This window comes from Clostridium vitabionis, from assembly GCF_015351765.1.
Classification (GTDB): domain Bacteria; phylum Bacillota; class Clostridia; order Lachnospirales; family Lachnospiraceae; genus Clostridium_R; species Clostridium_R vitabionis.
Genome location: NZ_JADKQA010000006.1, coordinates 49,449 through 68,210, shown reverse-complemented (window position 1 = coordinate 68,210; position 18,762 = coordinate 49,449). Strand labels below are relative to the sequence as shown.

The window sequence follows — 18,762 nt, the reverse complement described above, 5'->3', positions numbered from 1 at the left end:
AACAGAGTGCCTTGATGTGACTTCATTATATCATACCTTTCCTGAATATCCCATAAAAAATTATCAGCATTTCCGGCTTTTTCCCCCAGTTTAACGGTATTTATGTATAATATGCCAATTTTGTATAGCACTCCAGGCAAATCTATTGACTATTCTGACGGTTCTTTTCCGTTAATCCCGACAATGGGCCAGGATTCCGGCACAGGCCGGCGGGCATGTGTATATTTTTCCAGGAAACATCCCCGCCGGCGCGCCGGTCCGCCGCCGCGGGGCAATCTCCCGCGCAAAGATTCCTCCCCGCCGGTACGCAGGTCCGCCGCCGCAGGACAATATCCGCGCAAAGATTCATACCACCCGGCGGAATAATGTGATATAATCGTAGAGCGCATAAAATCATGAAACTCAGCAAAAGACAGAGGATGGCATTATGAATTTGGTTACGGTCAGAGAAATCTTCAAAAATCGTGAAAAATATCTCAATCAGAAAGTCAGCATCGGCGGCTGGGTGCGCAGCGTCCGCGCCTCGAAGGCTTTCGGCTTCATCGTGGTCGCCGACGGCTCCTTCTTCGAGACGATCCAGGTTGTCTACCATGACAGCATGGCCAACTTCGCGGACATTTCCCACCTGAACGTCGGCGCCGCCATCATCGTCTGCGGCACGCTCGTCGCTACCCCGGAGGCCAAGCAGCCCTTCGAGATCCAGGCGGACACCGTGGAGATCGAAGGCCCGTCCGCGCCGGACTACCCGCTGCAGAAGAAGCGCCACAGCCTCGAGTATCTCCGGACCATTCCGCACCTGCGCCCGAGAACCAACACCTTCCAGGCCGTATTCCGTGTGCGCTCGCTGGCTGCCTACGCCATCCACCGCTTCTTCCAGGAAAATGGCTTCGTGTACGTCCACACGCCGCTGATCACGGCTTCGGACGCTGAGGGCGCCGGGGAAATGTTCCAGGTCACCACGCTGGATCTCGCCGATGTCCCGAAGAATCCGGACGGCAGCATCGATTACGAGAAGGATTTCTTTAATAAGAAGACGAACCTCACCGTCAGCGGGCAGCTGAACGGCGAGATGTACGCCACCGCCTTCCGGAATATTTACACCTTCGGGCCGACCTTCCGCGCCGAGAACTCCAACACCACCCGCCATGCCGCGGAATTCTGGATGATCGAGCCGGAGATGGCCTTCTGCGACCTCGAAGGCGACATGGAGATCGCCGAGGCGATGCTCAAGTACGTCATCAATTACGTCCTGGAAAATGCGCCCGAGGAGATGAATTTCTTCAACAGCTTCGTCGACAAGGGGCTTCTGGACCGCCTGAACCATGTGGCCAGTTCCGAATTTGCCCGCTGCACCTACACCCGGGCGATCGAGCTGCTGACCCCTCACAATGATGAGTTCGACTACAAGGTATACTGGGGCTGCGACCTGCAGACCGAGCACGAGCGCTACCTGACCGAGAAGATTTTCCAGAAACCGGTCTTCGTCACCGACTATCCGAAGGAGATCAAGGCCTTCTACATGAAGCTCAATCCTGACGGCAAGACCGTCGCCGCGGTCGACTGCCTTGTTCCGGGCATCGGCGAGATCATCGGCGGCAGCCAGAGAGAGGAAGATTTCGGGAAGCTGAAAGCCCGGATGGAGGAACTCCACATGAACATGGATTCCTACACCCAGTACCTCGACCTCAGAAAGTACGGCACCGTGCGCCACTCCGGCTTCGGCCTCGGATTTGAGCGCTGCGTCATGTACCTGACCGGCATCGGCAACATCCGCGACGTCATCCCGTTCCCGAGAACGGTCAACAGCTGCGACGGGTGATCGAAAAGAAACCATTGCGGCGGTCCCGCGTCCCTGAGAAGGGGCAGCGGAACCGCCTTTTTCCTGCTTTCTCACGGAAAGGAGCCTCTCAATGAAATTTTTGCAGACCGGCGATATCTTCTGGGGCGCCCGGCCGGAAGCTGGGAAATCCTGGAGCCGCGAGCGCGCGGCCGATATCCGCACCGCCTTTGCCGGGATTCTCGAAAAAGCGCGGGAGGAACATGCCGACCTCCTCCTTGTCGCCGGCAATCTCTTCCAGGGCCAGCCGAGCGCCGCGGATCTCCGGGAGGTCAACCGCCTCTTCCTCACGGCGCCGGATACCCGGATCATCCTGACCGCCGGGGACCACGACCGGCTGATGCCGAGCAGCACAGCCCTCTCCTTTTCCTTCGCGCCGAACGTGACCCTGCTCTCCGAAAAAACCTCGACGGCCGTCACCTTTCGTGACCTCGGCGTGACCGTCGCCGGATTTTCCTGGACCGGGGACACGGCACCGGGGAATGTGCCGGGGATCCCGGATATGCCGGAGGACGGCAACCTCCACCTTTTCGTCGGGCAGCTGCCGGCAGATACACCGGTTCCCGCCTCCGTAACCTATGCGGCGCTCGGCGGATGCCACAGCCACCGCATTTTCCCGGGAAACCGGGCGGGGATCGCCGGCTCCCCGGAACCCCTGTCCGCGGATGATCCCGGCGAGCACGGCATCCTGGCGGGGGAGATCGCCGCGAACGGCAGGGTCTCCCTGTCCTTCCTCCCGACCGCTAGGGCGTCCTACCTTGAGCTCTCCTTCACGGTCACGCCGGACACCACGGCGGCGGAGCTCCTCCGGACCATCAGCGCGAGCATCCGCGCCCACGGCGGGAACAACATCTACCGCATCCGGATTCAGGGCGGACGGCACCCGGATGAGACATTTTCCTTTGAATCCCTGGAGCTGCGCTGCCACATCCTGGACGTGCAGGATCTCTCCGAGCCGCAGTATGACTTCGGCAGCCTTCTCGCCGAGCACCCCTCGGACATGATCGGCTTCTATATCCGGAAAATGCGCAGGCCCGGCATGAGCCCCGTGCAGAAGAAAGCGCTCTACGCAGGCGTCCGCGCCCTGCTCCTGACAGCCGGTGAGAGGAGGCAGCCCTGATGCATTTTCTCGATCTCCATATTGACGGTTTTGGAAAATTTCATAACTTTGACCTCTCCCTCGCGGAGGGCATCAACGTCATCTACGGCACCAATGAAGCCGGGAAATCCACGATCCACACCTTCATCCGGGCGATGCTCTACGGCTTCACCCGCGCGCGCGGCGTCGAGGCTGAGCACGACCTGATGGCGCGCTGCACCCCCTGGGTGCACCCGGAGGTTTACGGAGGGAAGCTCCGCCTGACTGACGGAAAATGCATTTACCGGATCGAGCGGTCCTTCTACAAGCCGAAAAATGATTTTCTCCTCTACAATGAGACGGAGGAGCGGGCGGAGCGGGATCCGGAGGAAAAGCTCCACAGCCTGCTCGGCGGTGTCTCGGAGGCCGCCTTTTGCAGCACCGTCAGCGTCGGCCAGCTGAAAAGCAGGGACAGCGAGGGGATGCACGAGGAGCTCTCCCGCTATATCCGCAACATGAACACGAGCGGCGACATTTCCCTGGACGTGAAGGAAGCCCTGGAACACCTCGAGCGGCAGAAGTCGCTGCTGGAGGCGCGCCTCTACCCGGAGGCATCGAAGGAATACACCTCCGTCATTTCGCGGATCCGGAAGCTGGAGCAGGAGCTCCGAAGCCCAGCCGGCGCCGGCGGGCAGCCGGCTGGTACAGCCGAGGCCACCGGGTCTGGTGCTGCGGGCAGTGCGGCCGCCGGGGACGCAGCCGCCGTCCGGCAGGCTTCGGGCAGTGCGGCCGCCGGGAACGCGGCCGCCGTCCGGCAGGCTTCGGGCAGCGCGGCCGCCGGGAACGCGGCCGCCCCGGAGGCACACAGCCGGGAGATCATGGACAGCTACATCGCCCGCTCGCGTGAAGCGCTCGAAAAAGAGGGCTTTACCGGCCGCGCCTCCGTAGAAAAAGCCCGTTCGGAGACAGATACCCTCTATCAGAGCTGGAAAGACCTGAACGAAAGCGGCAAGGCCGGACGGAACCCGAAGCTCGCTGCCATTTTCCTGATGCTCGCGGCTGTGAGCGCCGCGGCAGGCGCTTTCATCCGGACAGGGGTGTTCATGGTCTTCGCCGGATTCTTCCTGATCCTGGCCATCTATTACCTGATTTCCGGAAACCGGGAGACCCGGGCGGCAAAGGAGAAGGAGCAGGAGCTCCGAAAGATCTTCGCGAAGCATCTCGGCGCGGAGGAAGTCAGCGGCAGAGCGATCACAGCCTTCGACGAGCGGATGGACAAGTACCTTGTGCTCTGCGGAAGGCTGGAGGAACTGGAACTTCTTAAAGTGAAGGAAGGAGAAGGCGCAGAAAGCGCAGCGGAAAAGAATGCACCTGCGCAGGAGGAAGAATGGAATCTCCGCTGGGCGGCGGAACGGAAAATCCGGGAGCTGGAAGACCTCCGGGACCGTGCGGGTGAGCTCCGCGCTCTTGTGGACAGCAACCGCCGTGTCCGTGAAGACATGGAGGCACTCGATCTCGCCATGGATACCATGCGGGAGCTTGCCTCATCCATGAAGTCCTCCTTCGGCTATTACCTCAACCAGACTGCCTCGAAGATCATCCGCGTCCTGACGGGCGGTGCCTACGAAAGCCTGGATGTGGACAATGCGATGACGATCACCCTGAACCGACGGGGGAGATTTGTCCCGATCGAGCAGACCAGCGGCGGCACTGCCGAGCAGATCTGGTTTGCCCTCCGTATTGCGGCGGCGAAAATCATCCCGGCTGAAGGGACGGTTCTCCCTCTCATTTTCGACGAGAGCTTTGTCCTTTACGACCGACGGCGCCTCCAGAGCGCCCTCACCTGGCTTGCCGGGCCGGACAATGACGGGCGGCAGGTGCTGATTTTCACCTGCCGGACCGATGAGCTCGACTCCTTGGAGCAGAGCGGAACACGCTGTCACAACATCGCGCTGTCGTAAGCGGAGACTTGATCTTCCCAAAGAAGCACACGTTTCGGCGTGTGCTTCTTTTTATTATGCAGAGCACTTAACGAGGACAAGCGAAAGCGCAGTCCGAGTTTAGTGCGAGCTATGCGAATTTGCTTAGTGAGAACAAGCGTAAACGCAGTTCGAACTTAGCAAATTTGCTTATGCAGAGCAAATCATCCTCATGCACAGAAAATCGCCGGTACAGGCGAAGCTGCACCGGCGCACAGATTATTGATTGTCCAGCTCTCCGGCGCGGTAGCGCGTCAGGATCCGGTTGATTCTCTCCGTCGGGCTCAGAAGGCCGCTCAGGGAATCATCATGGTTCAGGTTGTCGATGATGAGCGCGATGTATTTGCTCATATCCACATTGATATAATACGGCTTCGTCAGGAGCTCCGGCTTCTGGTAAATCAGGTTCGTGGTCAGGACCCGGTCGATGAACCCGTTCTGATAATACTCGTCAAACTTGTTCATACCGGCGGTAAAGAGGCCGAAGGTGGCACAGCAGAAGACCTTTCTCGCCTTACGCCGTTTCAGCTCCTTCGCCACATCCAGCATGCTCTCCCCGGAGGAAATCATATCGTCGATGATCACGACATCCTTGCCCTCGACGCTGGCGCCCAGGAACTCATGCGCAACGATGGGATTTCTGCCGTCGACGACCTGCGTGTAATCGCGGCGCTTGTAGAACATCCCCAGATCCAGGCCGAGAACATTGGCGAAGAACACCGCGCGCTTCATTCCGCCCTCGTCCGGGCTGATCACCATCATATGATCGGAATCAATCTGCAGTCCCTTCTCATGCAGCAGCAGATGCTTGATAAACTGGTAAATCGGCTGTACGGTCTCGAATCCCTTGAGCGGGATGGCATTCTGCACTCTCGGGTCATGGGCATCAAAGGTGATGATATTTTCCACGCCCATATCCACAAGCTCCTGGAGAGCCATGGCGCAGTCCAGGGACTCACGCCCGGATCTCTTGTGCTGGCGGCCCTCATAGAGGAACGGCATGATGACATTCAGACGGCGGGCCTTGCCGTTGGCAGCAGCAATGATTCTCTTGAGATTCTGGAAATGGTCGTCGGGCGACATGTGATTGACATTTCCGGCGACACGGTAGGTCACGCTGTAATTGCAGACATCAACCATAAGATAGAGGTCATCGCCACGGACCGATTCCTTCAGCTCGCCCTTGCCCTCACCGGAGCCGAAGCGCGGCGTATCCGCCTGAATAATGAAGGAATCCTTCTGGTAGCCGGCAAATGCGATCGTGGATTTATGTTCGCTCTCGCGCTCTTTTCTCCACTGCACCAGCCAGTCATTGACCCGGCTTCCGAGCTCCGTGCATCCCACGAGCGGAATCAGCCCCAGCGGCCCCACCGGGATCTTCTCGATCTTCTTGTCTCTCATGTCCTGTTCCATTGCTTCTGCCATATTGTCCTCCGGATTCCGGTTATCTCAGGGCAGCCGCTCCCGGTTCTGCGCGAAACCCATCAGGAACTTGGCTTGAACTGCCCTTTTCTCTGCATTTGTGCCACAAGCGTAGCATAGGAAAATCCCGGCGTCAACACCTTCGGCGGGTATGTTCACCCCATTTACCGCAGCGCCCGCATCTTCCTCCGGATCCGCACATCATCACCGTAGAGCGGGATCATGCGGTAGCCGCTGATGATCCGGGACATGATGCGGTCCGTGAACTCATCCCGCATCTCGTTGGTGCTGAGATTTGTGGAAATGATCGTGCCCTTCCGGTTCACCAGCCGCCCGTTGATCACGGCAAAAAGCTGGGTCACGGTAAAGGTATTGACCAGCTCGGTTCCCAGGTCGTCGATGATCAGAAGGTCACATTCCCGGAGAAATTCCGACCGGCTCCGGGCGAGCGCCGGATCCTCGCCGTCCTGGCTGCCGAACTTCTCCCGGGAGAAAATGTCAAACATCTGCGCAGCCGGCAGATAAATGACGCTGAAGCACTGGTCAAGCAGCTCCCGGGCAATGCAGCAGGACAGGTACGTCTTGCCGAGCCCGGTCTTGCCGGTAAAAAGCAGGCTTCCGTGCTCCTTCGGGAAACCGGCCACATAGACACGGCACATTTTTTCCACATCCCGCATATACTGGCGGACCGTCCTGCCCGTCCGCGGATCCGGCGCCGTGTCATCAAAGAGCGAGAGGTCAAAATTGTCGAAATTCTGGACCTTCAGCATTTCCCGGAGATTGGACTGGTCGTAGAGGAGCGAAATCTCCTTCTCCCGGAAACAGTGGCATTTTTCCCCGTTCACATAGCCCGTATCCCGGCAGTCCGGGCAGATATACCGCGGCTCCAGATAGTCCTCCGGATAGCCGTGCGCGGCCAGGAGGCTGCGTTTTTTCTCCCGGAGCTCCGCGATCCGCCCGCCAAGGCCGGCCGCCGGGCCGGGATCGCCGGCAATCAGGCGCTTCGCGGACGCCACCGCCGTGCGGCTGATCGTGTCACTGATTTCCCGGATCTCCGGGATTTTCTCATACACCTCCGCGGTGCGGGCCCGGAGGGCATTCTCCTCATCCAGCTGTCTCTGGGTATAGACCCTGCGGATCGCCTCATACTGCGCGTTACTCAGCCCCATCGGCACCTCCCGCCTTTCCGCCGCCCCGGCCTGCCTCGCCGGAATTCACCATTTCCCACATCATCCGGTCATAATCATAGCCGTGGCCCTCGAAATTGCTGAACCGGGTCGCCGGGCGGCCGCCGGCACGGCCGGCTGTGCGCGAACCTCCCGTCCGCTTCTCCGAAGCCGCCCGCCTCCGGTCGTCCGCCTCGACATCCTTCATCGAGCGGACGCCGGCCTCCTTCCAGCCCTTGAGGATCCCCTCCGCGTACTGGAAGCTCGGCTTGTGGATGCGCTCGATCGTCCGGTTGCAGGCCGCGGCGACAATCTCCTCGGAAAATCCGTACTCCTCGAACCACCGGCTGATCGCCGTCTGCTCGACCGGCGCCGGGTTCCGCGAGGAGAGGCCCATCGATTTCATCACCAGGTACGTCCGGCGGACATAATTGCCGGATGCCGCCTTCGCCTGCTCCACCGTGCGGATGCCGCCGGACACCCAGCTGAGCGCCACCTTCTCCGCGTAGCGGAGGCTCCTGTGCCCGTTCTGGGCGCAGTACTCCATCAAAAACTCCAGAAGCTCCTCCGGCATGCCCAGATTCTGGTAGAGATTGCCCAGCACCTCGGTATCCCGCTCGCTGAACAGCTTCCCCATGTACTGCTCGGCAATGTAGAGGAGCTGGCGGAAGCTGTCGTCCCGCGACAGGGCGTCCATATCCACCGTAACGCCGCTCGAGATGCCCTTCGGCGCTTCCCTGCCGGCAAATGCGTCTGCCCCACCGGAAATTGCCCCTGCCGGCGCATCCTGCGCTCCGGCCGGCGCTTCCGTTCCGCGAGCATTCACCGCCGCCGTGCGTGCTTCCCCGCGAACTTCCGCGCCTGCCGGAGACCTCCAGCCCGGTTTCCGCTCTGCGGCTTCCGCCCCGCGGGCATCCGCCGTTACGACATCCCCGCGGGCGCCCGCCGCCGCGGCCTCCCCGCGCGTCTCCTCACCCGGCCGGCTGCTCCCGAAGACGCCGGCCTTCCGCCAGTACTCCACGGCGCGGCGGACATCCGTTTCCGTGCTGTCGAGCGCCAGCGCCGCCTGGGCGATCGTCACGACCTCGCCCTCATGGCGCACAAAATAGAGGTACACCTTGACGTACTCGCCGTTGGCGTCCCTCATGTATTCATCAATAAAACGGTTCGAGAGAACCGTCACTTCCGCAGTCAGCTGATTGGAAATCTCCATGGAAATCCCCCTGTTCTGTATCTTCCGGGCTTGCAGGCCGCCCGCTCATGCGGGCGCTTCCCCGCAGGCAGCCGGGCAGCTCCGCTCTGCCGCCCGCGTCTGCGATTCATTTTAGCACACGCCCGGGGAAATGGAAACCGAACAGTTATCCACGAAAAAGAAACAGTTATCCACATTTTGTGTGGATAACTGTGGATAAACGCAAAATAAATCCACAGGGTCATTTCGCGGAAAATGTTCATAACCCTGTGGATAATGTGGATAATTACTGTTTCAGCAGGTCTTCCCCAACTTTTACAACGTCTCCGGCGCCCATAGTTATCAACAGATCCCCGGGGACGCAGTGTTCACGGACGTAATTCTCGATCTCCGGGAATGTGGGCAGGAAGATCGCCTCCGTGCCCTTTTTCTTCAGCCTGTCCACAATATCCTGCGAGCTGACGCCGTAGGTGTTCGTCTCCCGGGCCGCGAAGATATCCGCGAGGATGACGCTGTCTGCCAGTGAGAGCGCCTCAGCGAAATCGTCCAGAAACGCCTTCGTCCGGGAGTAGGTGTGCGGCTGGAAAATGCACCAGATCTTCCGGTGCGGATAATGCGCGGCCGCCTTGAGCGTCGCCGTGATCTCCTGCGGATGGTGCGCGTAATCGTCGATGATCGTGACGCCGTTCACCTGGCCCTTCTTCTCGAAGCGGCGGTGCGTCCCGGTGAAGCTCTCCAGGCCGCCGAGAATCGCCTCGGCGGGCAGGTGATAGTGATCACAGGCCGCAATGGCCGCCAGGGCGTTCAGCACATTGTGCTCGCCCGGGATGCCGAGCTTTATCCGCTCCCGCTTCTCCCCGCGGACAATGAGGTCGAAGGACGGGCGGCCGAACTCATCATAGGAAATGCCGTCCGCGGAGTAGTCCGCGCCCCGGTCAAATCCGAAGGTCACGACATCCGCCGGAATGCCCTCGACGATCTCCTGCCAGCGGTCGATCCCGCTGTTGATCACCACCGTGCCGCCCGCGGGGACATTTCCCGCAAAGCGGTGGAAGGAATGGCGGATATCGTCGAGATCCTTGAAGAAATCCAGATGATCCGCCTGCACGTTCAGGATCACCGCCAGGGTCGGATAGAAGGACAGGAAGCTGTTCGTGTACTCACAGGCCTCCAGGATAAAGTACTTCGGCCCGCCGACGCGGATGTTGCCGCCGATCGAATCCAGCATGCCGCCGACCGATACCGTCGGATCCGTCTTCGCGCGGAGGAAGACCTCCGTGATCATGGAAGTCGTCGTCGTCTTGCCGTGCGTCCCGGCGACCGCAATCGAGTACGCATAGTGGGACATGATCTGCCCGAGAAGCTCGGCGCGCGTCAGCATCGGGATCCCCCGGCTCTTTGCCGCCGCAAACTCCGGATTGTCCGGATGAATCGCCGCCGTATAGATCACCGCGTCGATGCCGTCCGTGATATTTTCCGCCCTCTGCCCGTAGTGGATCGCCGCGCCGTGATCCTCCAGATGCACGGTCAGCGGCGATTTGCGGGCATCAGATCCCAGCACGCGGAATCCCTCATCCAGCAGAATCTCGGCGAGGCCGCTCATGCTGATGCCGCCGATCCCGATAAAGTAAACCGTACAGGGCTTAGAAAAGTCAATTTTATATTCCATCATCGATCTCCCGTCTTCCATCCGCGGGGGCAGAAAAGAGCCCCGCGGAAAACCAGTATTTCCGGACTTTATTTCCGCCGTGATTATAGCACTTGCCGCGGGGCGCGGCAACGCCCCGCCGAAGGCGCAGGGCGGGGCGCCTTCGCTCCGCAGCAGATGGTTTGCGCCTGCCCCGCCGAAGGCGCCGGCAGCCGCTACCACTGCCTTCCGGTGTAATTGCCGCTCCCTCCGCCGCCGTCCCCGCGGTCATCCGCGCCGCCGCTCTCCGTCGGCGCCTGCCCCCAGGAACGGTACTGCTCCTGCGCGTCCTCGCGCTCGCGGCGGGCATCGCTCTTCTGCCGGTTCAGCTGCTCCTGGAGCCGCTGCTCCCGGCCGGACTTCCGGTCATTCCCAGAGGAAGACGGCTCGCTCCCGTCCCCGGAAGCGCCCTGCTGCTGATCCTGGTTCTCCCCGGCGCTCTCCTTGTCCTGATCCTGCCCCGGGTCTTCCCCAAGCTTTTTCAGATACTCGTCGATCTCCTTTTTCAGCTGCTCCGCCTTCGCGTTATGCCCCGAATCATCGGAAGCGCCGGCACAGCCCTGCTCCGTCAGGATCCCGCGGGCATTCCTGAGATGCTGGACGGCCGAGGCTTTCTTCTCCGCGTCCCCCTCAAGCGCCGCCTCATAATCCTCATCGGACACCTCGCCGAGCACCGCGAGGGCATAATTGATCCGGATCGGGCACTCCCGGCCGTCCGCCGGGCCATACTCCAGGGCTTTCGCGTAATCCTGCTCCGCGGAGGCGAGATCCCCCCGCGCGGCAGCGGCATTGCCCAGGTTATACCAGGGAATATAGCCCTCCGGCTCCGCGGGCACGGTAATCAGGCGCTCCGCCGCCCGTGACACGGCGCTTCTCCCGCCGGACAGGATGAACAGGCGGTTGATCCCGAATTTTCCGAGAATCCCGGCCGCAAGGATCAGGCAGACCACGGCGAACGCCGGGTAGAACGCAGCCAGCAGGCCGTCGCCGAAGCGGGCGTTCTTCTTCATCTTCTTTTTCGCCATAGAAAACGATCTCCAAAAATCACGAGAAACAGTTCCGCTGCCATAAGGCCCAGCATCGGCCGGAGGTAAATATAGTAACGGTCATTGTAGACCACCACCTTGTCCGAGTTCTCCACCGTCGTCTCCGCGGTCCGGAGCACCTCCTGGTCCACATAACCGGCAGCGTCCGCATTTTCCGCATGGATATAGTCCACGCCGAGCTCCGCGGCGAGCTTCCTGAGCGTCGCCTCATCGAGCTTCGAGACAGCATAGCCGCCGCCCTCATAGTCCCAGACATAGCCGCCATCCGCCTCCGGCACCTCGGCGCCATCCGCACTCCCGAAGCCGAGCACCGCGCCGCCGTCCGTGAGCCCCGAAAGGTCACGGAAATCCGCGAGCCCTGACCCGTCCGTGATCTCCCCGTCGCTCAGGTAGAATACGACCTGCATCCGCCCCGGCTTCTTCGCCGAGGATTCCAGCAGCTTCTTCATGTCGTCGTGGGGCGTATTCAGCGAAGTCCCCCTGGCGTAGCTGCTGGACGGGGACTCGATGGCATCCAGGGCGTCCGTGACCGAATCCACATCCTGGGTGAACGGCGCCATGACCTGGGAAATGTTATTGAACTTGATCACGGCGAAATTTGCCCCGTCCAGATCCTGCATGATCTTCCCGCAGGCTGCCCGCGCGCCGGCCATCCGCGGCTTCCCGCCGGTATAGTCCTCCGCATACATGCTCATCGTATCGTCGAGGACAAAGAGGACGTCCACATTTTTCGCTTCCACATTCGCCTTCTTCTCCTCCGTCATCGGGCGGGAATTGACGAGAAAAAGGCAGGCAAGAATGGCCGTCACCAACGCTGCGTGGGGAAAATGCCGCCGGAGGCCGGGTTTTGCCGCCATCCCGGCCCAGAGAGGGACCAGGATGGCCAGAATGAGCAGAATCATCACGCCCATGGGAATGATCGGCTGTCTTATCATCGTTTCAACACCAGTCCTGTTCCGAAGGTCACAAGGAGCGAGATGGTGAGCGCGATCACCGGAACCTCCGGCTGGTCCACCATGCGGCTCGTGGAAATCATCCGCACCGCCATCGCCTCATGCTTCTCGATCTGGCCAAGGATCTCCCCGATCGGGAGATTCTCGTCCGCCACGTAGAACGCGCCGCCGGTCTCCTCCACCGCCTTCTGCATCTCCTGCCTGTCCTCCTCGTAGCTCCGATTTGCCGCCCCGTAGTCAAAGCGGCTCTCCCCCGGGAAGAGGCCGAAGACCGTGACGCCGCCTTTCCTGCAGTAATTTGCCGCCTCCGGCAGCTCCACCGCCGGCGTCTCGAGCGCCTGCTCGTCATTGTCCGTTGAGAGCAGGATCATGCGGGTGCGCTGCTCCCGGTCGTAGCGGGGGAAGCTGTAGAGGCAGGTAGCGAGGCCCTCGCCGATCAGCGAGCTTCCCTTCTCCGCATTATCCACCAGGATGCCGGCCTCATAGTACCCGATCTGCGCATCCAGGGATGTAAACTCCTCCATCTCCTCATCCGGAATCTGGGAATAATATTCATACTGTCCGAATTTTTCCTCATATTCCTTCTGCAGGCCAAATAGCACCTTTAATTCCTCCAGCTTCTCAATGGCAAAATCATAGTCGTCCGTCATCGGCACATAGAGGACCGTCGAGGTGTTGAAGATGGAGACGCCGATGCGGTCGCCGTCAAGCCCGCGGACAATGTCCTCGAGCCGGTCCACCAGCTCGTAATTCTGCTCACAGATCGACCGGGAGGCATCGAGGCAGAGGAAAATGTCCCGCTTCTTAACCCCTGTCCTCGTCGTGACATTTTTCGACGGTCGCGCCGCGAGAAATACCGCCGTGAGAATCGCCGCCGTGAGGGAAAGAAGACGCACCGCCCACAGGATTCGCGCGCCAAGGCGGAGGTTCCGGTAAACCGGGAGATTCCGGATCCGGCCAGCACCCGCGGCGCGGACACCGCCCCGGTAGGGGCTGCTCCTCCCTCGGCGCCACGAGATCAAAAGAAGCAGGCCGATGACGGCTAACGCCGCCGGGATCCCGATCTTCGCGACGGACGGGTATTGAAATTCCATGTACGAATCACCTTTCTTGTCAGCGCAAACCCCCGGGCCGCATTTTCCGGCGTCCTGGGCGAAAATTCCGGGGGATAGCAGGCCCGCACCAGATATTCCAGCTCGGGAAGCCCGAGCTTCTCAATCTCCGAGAGCGTGAGCTCCCGCACATGGATGCCGGTTCCCTCGTAGACAAATGCCCGGGCGATATAGCTCATCCGCCGGTAAGCGTCCCGCACATTCATTTCCCCGGAGGCGAGCCGCCGCTCGGCATCATCGGTCATCGCCAGGTACTTCCGGCGGAGCGCCGGGATGCCCGCGGGCTTCGCCGGCCCGCGCTTAAGCCGGAGCTCCGGATAGCGGCCAAGGAGGCGCCGCCAGGCCCGGAAGCAGAGGATCGCGAGAAGGAGCGCGAGAATCCCGGGAATGAGAAAGCGGTGCAGATACTGGAGAGACGGCTCCGCCGTCACGGTAAATGTCATGAAAACCCGGCCTTTCTCCCGCGCCCGCGGGCAAAGAGTTCCACCGTCCGGTCGATGATCTCGCTCTCCCGGCTGACCTCGACGGAGACGACACCGTACTTCCGGAAGATCTGCTCCGCCTTGTCCCGGATCTTCTTTCTCTCCGCCTTCTCCGCCGCAAGCAGCTTCCGGCTCCCGAGAATAAAGTCATTCTCATAGCAGCCCCCGTCCACATCGTACACATCCGCCCCGTAGAACCAGGCGTCCGTCAGGATGAAGACCAGAAGGTCGTTCCGGACCGTCACCCGGCGGACCAGCGCCTCGTCAAGGCGCGCTATGCCGTCCAGGTCCGTGATCAGGACAATGACCATCCGGCGCTGGATGAGATCCACCGCCCGCCGGAGCACATGGTCGATGGTCTCCTTCGGCTTCTCCTCCACCCGGTTTTCGAGCTTCCGCAGCTCCTCCTCCAGCGCGGCCGTACCGGAGCGGAACATCCCGAGGCGGGTGCCCAGGGCATCCGAGCAGGCAGCGGCGAAATCCGCGCCCTGGCGGTCCGCCAGGTACGCCACCGTGCCGAAGGCCTGCAGGAGCAGGTGCGCTTTCCGCTCCCCGGCATCCGTATCGCCGGTCATCCCCGGGCCGGTTCCGCAGACAAAAAGCAGATTGTGCCGCCGTTCCGCCACGTAGCGGCGGATCAGCACCTTCCCGGAACGCGAGGACGACCGCCAGTCGATGTCGCGGATATCGTCGCCGGGGACGTACTCCTTGAGATCGTCAAATTCCATGCTCTTGCCGCGGAAAATGGCACGGAAGCCGCCGTCCAGGATATTGGAGGTCCTCCGCTCCGTGTAGATCGCCACCGCCCCGCGGATCCGGGCAAGATAGTCATAGTGGATCTGTTCCCTCATGTTCCCTCCGTCCGCCATGCCACGATATTTTGTCCGCCATGCCGCGGCTTTCCGCCACCGGGTCACGGCGTCGGCACCTTCGCGGCGATCTCGTCAATGATCGCCTCCACCGGCACCTCATCCGCCGCGGCGGCATAATTCAAGGCAATCCGATGGCGGAGAACCGGATACCGGACCGCCTTCACATCGTCCGGCGTCACATAGTCCCGCCCCGCCATGAGCGCGACCGCCTTCGCCATCTTGAGGAAGGCGATCGTCGCGCGCGGGCTCGCGCCCATGCGGACGTAGGCGGCACTTGCCGGCTTGAGGATGCTCCCCGTGTGCCTCGTCGCGTCCACCAGCATCGCGATGTAGCGCTTCACCGCGGCATCCGCGTACACCTTCCCGCAGGTCCCCTGTGCCCGGTCGAGGTCCTCGACCGTGAGCACCGGCGGCGTCCGGGTAAATGCCCCGGCCTCAATCCGGTTCAGGATCTCCACTTCCTCCTCCGGCGCCGGGTAATCGATCTTTTCCTTAATCATAAAGCGATCCGTCTGCGCCTCGGAAAGGGGATAGGTTCCCTCCTGCTCGATCGGGTTCTGTGTGGCGATGACGATGAAGACATCCTTCGGCATCCGGTAGGTCAGGCCGCCGATGGTCACCTGCCGCTCCTGCATCGCCTCCAGCATCGCACTCTGGGTCTTCGCGCTGGACCGGTTCACCTCGTCGAGAAGGACGAAATTGGCGAACACCGGGCCGAAGATCGTCTCGAACTTCCCCGTGTCCTGCCGGTAAATCTGCGTGCCGATGATGTCCCCCGGCAGAAGGTCCGGCGTACACTGGATCCTGGAAAATCTCCCCGCCACCGCGTCCGCGACCGCCTTCGCCGCCGTTGTCTTGGCGAGTCCCGGCACCGATTCCAGCAGAATGTGGCCGTCCGCCAGCACCGCCGCGATCAGCGACCGCTTAAGCCCCGCCTGGCCCACGACCTTCGCGCTGTAATACTCTCCCATTTTTCGGATCACATCCTGCGCCCGGGCAAATTCCTCCGAAGGAATCCCCGGCCTTCTCTCCCTGTCTGCCATCCTGTTCTCCTCAATCCAGACAATTTTCCGTTATGTGCCGCGCACTGCGCCGGTCATATTCTCTGCTGCCGCTGCCCCCGCGCCAAGCCTTCCCTGTTCCCACGCGCGCCGGGCTGAACTCAGTTTACCATATTTGCGGGCATCTGTCCCAGCCGGCGGGAGAGATACCCGTAAAAGCGATGCCGACGATGATTGGAATGATGATAACGAGTGCAGCATTAACTGCACCCTACCTTAATTAGTGTTTAATACTTACCAGTGATTGAGCAGCTTATACTCCTGCCATCTCTTTTTTACTATCTGCAATGATCTGCTTTACCTGGTCTTCTGTAAGCTTTGTACTTTCTGCAATTATATCTATACTCACGTGGTTTGCATTTAAACTCAATACAATCTGGCGCACCTTATCTGCGACGATATTTTCCATAATCTGACACATATGCCGAACTCCTTTCTCATTGTTTTTAAACTATACCCATAACAGCAGACACTGATAAAAGTGTAGTTCCAAAAAATCATGCAAATCCGGGTTTCCGCAAATTGTCTTGACACACATTGTATTTTTATTATACTTAAAATCATCTGATTTTGCCGCAATTCCGTATACTTTGCGGCGTTTGCCTGCCGGCTCCGGCGGGCAGGAAGGGGGAGTTTATGTTTGTCAATACCATCTGGTCTCTGCTCCCGCCGGTCATCGCGATCGGGCTGGCACTGATCACCAAGGAGGTCTACTCCTCGCTGTTCATCGGCATCGTCGCCGGCGGACTGCTCTACGCCGGCTTTAACCCGGTCGGCACCATCCAGCACGTCTTCACGGACGGCATGATCGCCCAGCTGTCCGATTCCTGGAACGTCGGCATCCTGGTCTTCCTGGTCATCCTCGGAAGCATGGTCATGCTGATGAACCGCGCCGGCGGGAGCGCCGCGTTCGGGCGCTGGTCCGTCGAGCATGTGAAGACGAAGATGGGCGCCCAGATCGCCACCATCATCCTCGGCTGCCTGATCTTCATCGACGACTATTTCAACTGTCTGACCGTCGGCTCCGTGATGAAGCCGCTGACCGACAAGCACGGCATCTCCCGCGCGAAGCTTGCCTACCTGATCGACGCAACAGCCGCCCCGGTCTGCATCATCGCCCCGATCTCCTCGTGGGCCGCGGCCGTCACCGGTTTTGTCGAGGGGGCAAATGGCCTCTCGCTCTTTATCCGCGCAATCCCTTACAATTTCTACGCGATGCTCACCATCACCATGATGCTGACGCTGACCTTCGCCAACTTCGACTATGGCCCGATGAAGCTGGCGGAAATGAACAACCGCCTGAACCCGGCACCCGCCCAGGGCAGTCATGCCGCGGACCCGAGCCTTACCGGCGCGGAAGACCAGCCGACACCGCCCGTCTCCGGCAAGGGCCGCGTCATCCACCTGGTCCTGCCGATCCTGATCCTGATCTTCTGCTGCGTCATCGGCATGATCTATACCGGCGGCTTCTTCGACGGGGCAAACTTCGTGGACGCATTTTCCAACTCCGACGCTTCCGTCGGCCTCGTCTACGGCTCCTCCGTCGCCCTGATCGCGACGATCGTCTTCTACCTGGCGACCGGCGTGCTCTCCTTCAAGGACTGCATGAACTCCATCCCGGAGGGCTTCAAGAGCATGGTTCCGGCTATCCTGATCCTGACCTTCGCCTGGACTTTAAAGTCCATGACCGACTCCCTCGGCGCCGCCGAGTACGTTGCCGACCTGGTGGCCAATGTCGCGAACAACAACGCTTTCATGAGCCTGCTCCCGGCATTTGTCTTCCTGATCGGCTGCTTCCTGTCCTTCGCGACCGGAACCTCCTGGGGAACCTTCGGCATCCTGATCCCGATCGTGGTCAACGTGTTCAACGCAGACCTCTCCAGTGAGCTGATGATCATCTCCATCTCCGCCTGCATGGCCGGCGCCGTCTGCGGCGACCACTGCTCACCGATCTCCGACACCACCATCATGGCCTCCGCCGGCGCCCAGTGCGATCACATCCTCCATGTGTCCACCCAGCTGCCGTACGCGATGACCGCCGCCGCTGTGTCGCTCGTCTGCTACCTCTTCACCGGATTTATCCGCAGCTGGATCCTCTGCCTGCCGCTCAGCGTCCTGCTGATGGTTGTTGTGCTGCTGGTGATCAAAAAGGTGACCGCGGGAAATGCCGCCGCGGCGAAGTAAATTACTGGGCATGTAAGAAATGACGAATCGCCCGGCAAATGCCAAAGGAATAAGCCGGCAGGCAGGAGAGCGCTGCCGGCGAACAAAAAATGCCAAAAGCCTTCACCCGATCCGGGATTTCAGGATCGGGTGAAGGCTTTATCTTCTCAGATTGCCTTATTTCATGTTATCTCTTCCGCAAACGCCCCTTTGCGTCCAGCCTGGTATATGTGGATAATCTCATTTTATTCTTTCTGATATTTTTTTCTTAGGAAAGCAAGCACTACTAGAAGCCCCGCGGAAACCGCGCAGATTGAAGCATACAGCCATACCTGCGAATCATCTCCGGTAAATACCCTGCGGCGGGCAGACGTTTTACTCCCCTGAGGATTACTATTAGGCAAAAAAGGTCTTTCAATTATATTACCTGCGCCGCTCTCAACATTCTCAACACCCCCACTACTCTCTACGGCAACACCTTCATCGTACGCCTGGGACACCGTCTTAGCCCCTCCGAAATTACTTGTACGCGAGTGGTCATGTCCGCCGTGACTGTTATGAAAAGAACCTGTCATGGGTGTCGCAGTCGTGGGATCAGAGGACGTTTCCGTCGATGGCTCTGTCTGCGCTCCTGTCGATGTCTCTGTCGGCGCTCCCGGCGTTGCATCTGTCGGCGCTCCCGGCGTTGCATCTGTCGGCGCTCCCGGCGTTG

16 protein-coding genes are annotated in these 18,762 nt (G+C 60.4%); 4 read left to right on the top strand and 12 right to left on the bottom strand.

Annotated elements, in window-relative coordinates:
• The first annotated feature begins 427 nt into the window (after positions 1–427).
• From asnS to ISF27_RS11430, 3 genes are all read left to right on the top strand, one after another.
• Positions 428–1,819, top strand: a complete 1,392-nt coding sequence (asnS, locus tag ISF27_RS11440; protein WP_194611622.1) for an asparagine--tRNA ligase — start codon at positions 428–430, stop codon at positions 1,817–1,819.
• Between the two features lie 91 nt (positions 1,820–1,910).
• A complete protein-coding gene (locus tag ISF27_RS11435; protein WP_194611621.1) occupies positions 1,911–2,957 on the top strand; it encodes a metallophosphoesterase family protein in 1,047 nt (348 codons plus the stop codon).
• Entirely contained in the window at positions 2,957–4,876 is a 1,920-nt protein-coding gene (locus ISF27_RS11430; protein ID WP_194611620.1) for an ATP-binding protein, read from the top strand. The genes ISF27_RS11435 and ISF27_RS11430 overlap by 1 nt, the downstream gene beginning before the upstream one ends.
• A 237-nt stretch (positions 4,877–5,113) precedes the next feature.
• Here the strand turns inward: ISF27_RS11430 and ISF27_RS11425 are convergent, their stop codons facing one another.
• The 11 genes from ISF27_RS11425 to ISF27_RS11375 all read right to left on the bottom strand — a co-directional run bounded on the left by ISF27_RS11425 (position 5,114) and on the right by ISF27_RS11375 (position 16,296).
• A complete protein-coding gene (locus ISF27_RS11425) occupies positions 5,114–6,319 on the bottom strand; it encodes a ribose-phosphate pyrophosphokinase (protein WP_235986365.1) in 1,206 nt (401 codons plus the stop codon).
• Between the two features lie 161 nt (positions 6,320–6,480).
• Entirely contained in the window at positions 6,481–7,485 is a 1,005-nt protein-coding gene (locus ISF27_RS11420) for an ATP-binding protein (protein ID WP_194611619.1), read from the bottom strand.
• Positions 7,472–8,695, bottom strand: a complete 1,224-nt coding sequence (locus tag ISF27_RS11415) for a DnaD domain protein (RefSeq protein ID WP_194611618.1) — start codon at positions 8,693–8,695, stop codon at positions 7,472–7,474. Before ISF27_RS11415 ends, ISF27_RS11420 begins: the two co-directional genes overlap by 14 nt.
• Before the next feature lie 265 nt (positions 8,696–8,960).
• Positions 8,961–10,343, bottom strand: coding sequence for a UDP-N-acetylmuramate--L-alanine ligase (gene murC / locus ISF27_RS11410; protein WP_194611617.1), 1,383 nt, complete (start codon positions 10,341–10,343; stop codon positions 8,961–8,963).
• A 194-nt stretch (positions 10,344–10,537) separates the two neighbouring features.
• Positions 10,538–11,386, bottom strand: coding sequence for a hypothetical protein (locus ISF27_RS11405; protein WP_194611616.1), 849 nt, complete (start codon positions 11,384–11,386; stop codon positions 10,538–10,540).
• Positions 11,368–12,342, bottom strand: a complete 975-nt coding sequence (locus ISF27_RS11400; protein WP_194611615.1) for a vWA domain-containing protein — start codon at positions 12,340–12,342, stop codon at positions 11,368–11,370. The genes ISF27_RS11405 and ISF27_RS11400 overlap by 19 nt, the downstream gene beginning before the upstream one ends.
• Positions 12,339–13,454, bottom strand: a complete 1,116-nt coding sequence (locus ISF27_RS11395; protein WP_194611614.1) for a vWA domain-containing protein — start codon at positions 13,452–13,454, stop codon at positions 12,339–12,341. The genes ISF27_RS11400 and ISF27_RS11395 overlap by 4 nt, the downstream gene beginning before the upstream one ends.
• Positions 13,403–13,915, bottom strand: a complete 513-nt coding sequence (locus ISF27_RS11390; RefSeq protein WP_194611613.1) for a hypothetical protein — start codon at positions 13,913–13,915, stop codon at positions 13,403–13,405. The genes ISF27_RS11395 and ISF27_RS11390 overlap by 52 nt, the downstream gene beginning before the upstream one ends.
• A complete protein-coding gene (locus tag ISF27_RS11385) occupies positions 13,912–14,805 on the bottom strand; it encodes a DUF58 domain-containing protein (RefSeq protein ID WP_194611612.1) in 894 nt (297 codons plus the stop codon). The genes ISF27_RS11390 and ISF27_RS11385 overlap by 4 nt, the downstream gene beginning before the upstream one ends.
• A gap of 62 nt (positions 14,806–14,867) precedes the next feature.
• Positions 14,868–15,869, bottom strand: coding sequence for an AAA family ATPase (locus ISF27_RS11380; RefSeq protein WP_194611611.1), 1,002 nt, complete (start codon positions 15,867–15,869; stop codon positions 14,868–14,870).
• 271 nt (positions 15,870–16,140) lie between these two features.
• Positions 16,141–16,296: a hypothetical protein gene (locus ISF27_RS11375; RefSeq protein WP_194611610.1), complete on the bottom strand. Its 156-nt coding sequence runs from the start codon at positions 16,294–16,296 to the stop codon at positions 16,141–16,143.
• 227 nt (positions 16,297–16,523) lie between these two features.
• On the opposite strand from ISF27_RS11375, the gene ISF27_RS11370 reads away from it, so the two are divergent.
• Entirely contained in the window at positions 16,524–18,071 is a 1,548-nt protein-coding gene (locus tag ISF27_RS11370; RefSeq protein WP_194611609.1) for a Na+/H+ antiporter NhaC family protein, read from the top strand.
• Between the two features lie 224 nt (positions 18,072–18,295).
• On the opposite strand, the gene ISF27_RS11365 is transcribed toward ISF27_RS11370, so the two are convergent.
• Positions 18,296–18,550 (bottom strand): hypothetical protein, encoded by a 255-nt coding sequence (locus ISF27_RS11365; RefSeq protein ID WP_194611608.1) that lies wholly within the window; start codon positions 18,548–18,550, stop codon positions 18,296–18,298.
• Positions 18,551–18,762 lie beyond the last annotated feature (212 nt).

Coding starts and splice junctions, on each gene's coding strand:
- asnS (WP_194611622.1), top strand. CDS start 428: ATGAATTTGGTTACGGTCAGAGAAATCTTCAAAAATCGTGAAAAATAT.
- ISF27_RS11435 (WP_194611621.1), top strand. CDS start 1,911: ATGAAATTTTTGCAGACCGGCGATATCTTCTGGGGCGCCCGGCCGGAA.
- ISF27_RS11430 (WP_194611620.1), top strand. CDS start 2,957: ATGCATTTTCTCGATCTCCATATTGACGGTTTTGGAAAATTTCATAAC.
- ISF27_RS11425 (WP_235986365.1), bottom strand. CDS start 6,319: ATGGCAGAAGCAATGGAACAGGACATGAGAGACAAGAAGATCGAGAAG.
- ISF27_RS11420 (WP_194611619.1), bottom strand. CDS start 7,485: ATGGGGCTGAGTAACGCGCAGTATGAGGCGATCCGCAGGGTCTATACC.
- ISF27_RS11415 (WP_194611618.1), bottom strand. CDS start 8,695: ATGGAGATTTCCAATCAGCTGACTGCGGAAGTGACGGTTCTCTCGAAC.
- murC (WP_194611617.1), bottom strand. CDS start 10,343: ATGGAATATAAAATTGACTTTTCTAAGCCCTGTACGGTTTACTTTATC.
- ISF27_RS11405 (WP_194611616.1), bottom strand. CDS start 11,386: ATGGCGAAAAAGAAGATGAAGAAGAACGCCCGCTTCGGCGACGGCCTG.
- ISF27_RS11400 (WP_194611615.1), bottom strand. CDS start 12,342: ATGATAAGACAGCCGATCATTCCCATGGGCGTGATGATTCTGCTCATT.
- ISF27_RS11395 (WP_194611614.1), bottom strand. CDS start 13,454: ATGGAATTTCAATACCCGTCCGTCGCGAAGATCGGGATCCCGGCGGCG.
- ISF27_RS11390 (WP_194611613.1), bottom strand. CDS start 13,915: ATGACATTTACCGTGACGGCGGAGCCGTCTCTCCAGTATCTGCACCGC.
- ISF27_RS11385 (WP_194611612.1), bottom strand. CDS start 14,805: ATGAGGGAACAGATCCACTATGACTATCTTGCCCGGATCCGCGGGGCG.
- ISF27_RS11380 (WP_194611611.1), bottom strand. CDS start 15,869: ATGGCAGACAGGGAGAGAAGGCCGGGGATTCCTTCGGAGGAATTTGCC.
- ISF27_RS11375 (WP_194611610.1), bottom strand. CDS start 16,296: ATGGAAAATATCGTCGCAGATAAGGTGCGCCAGATTGTATTGAGTTTA.
- ISF27_RS11370 (WP_194611609.1), top strand. CDS start 16,524: ATGTTTGTCAATACCATCTGGTCTCTGCTCCCGCCGGTCATCGCGATC.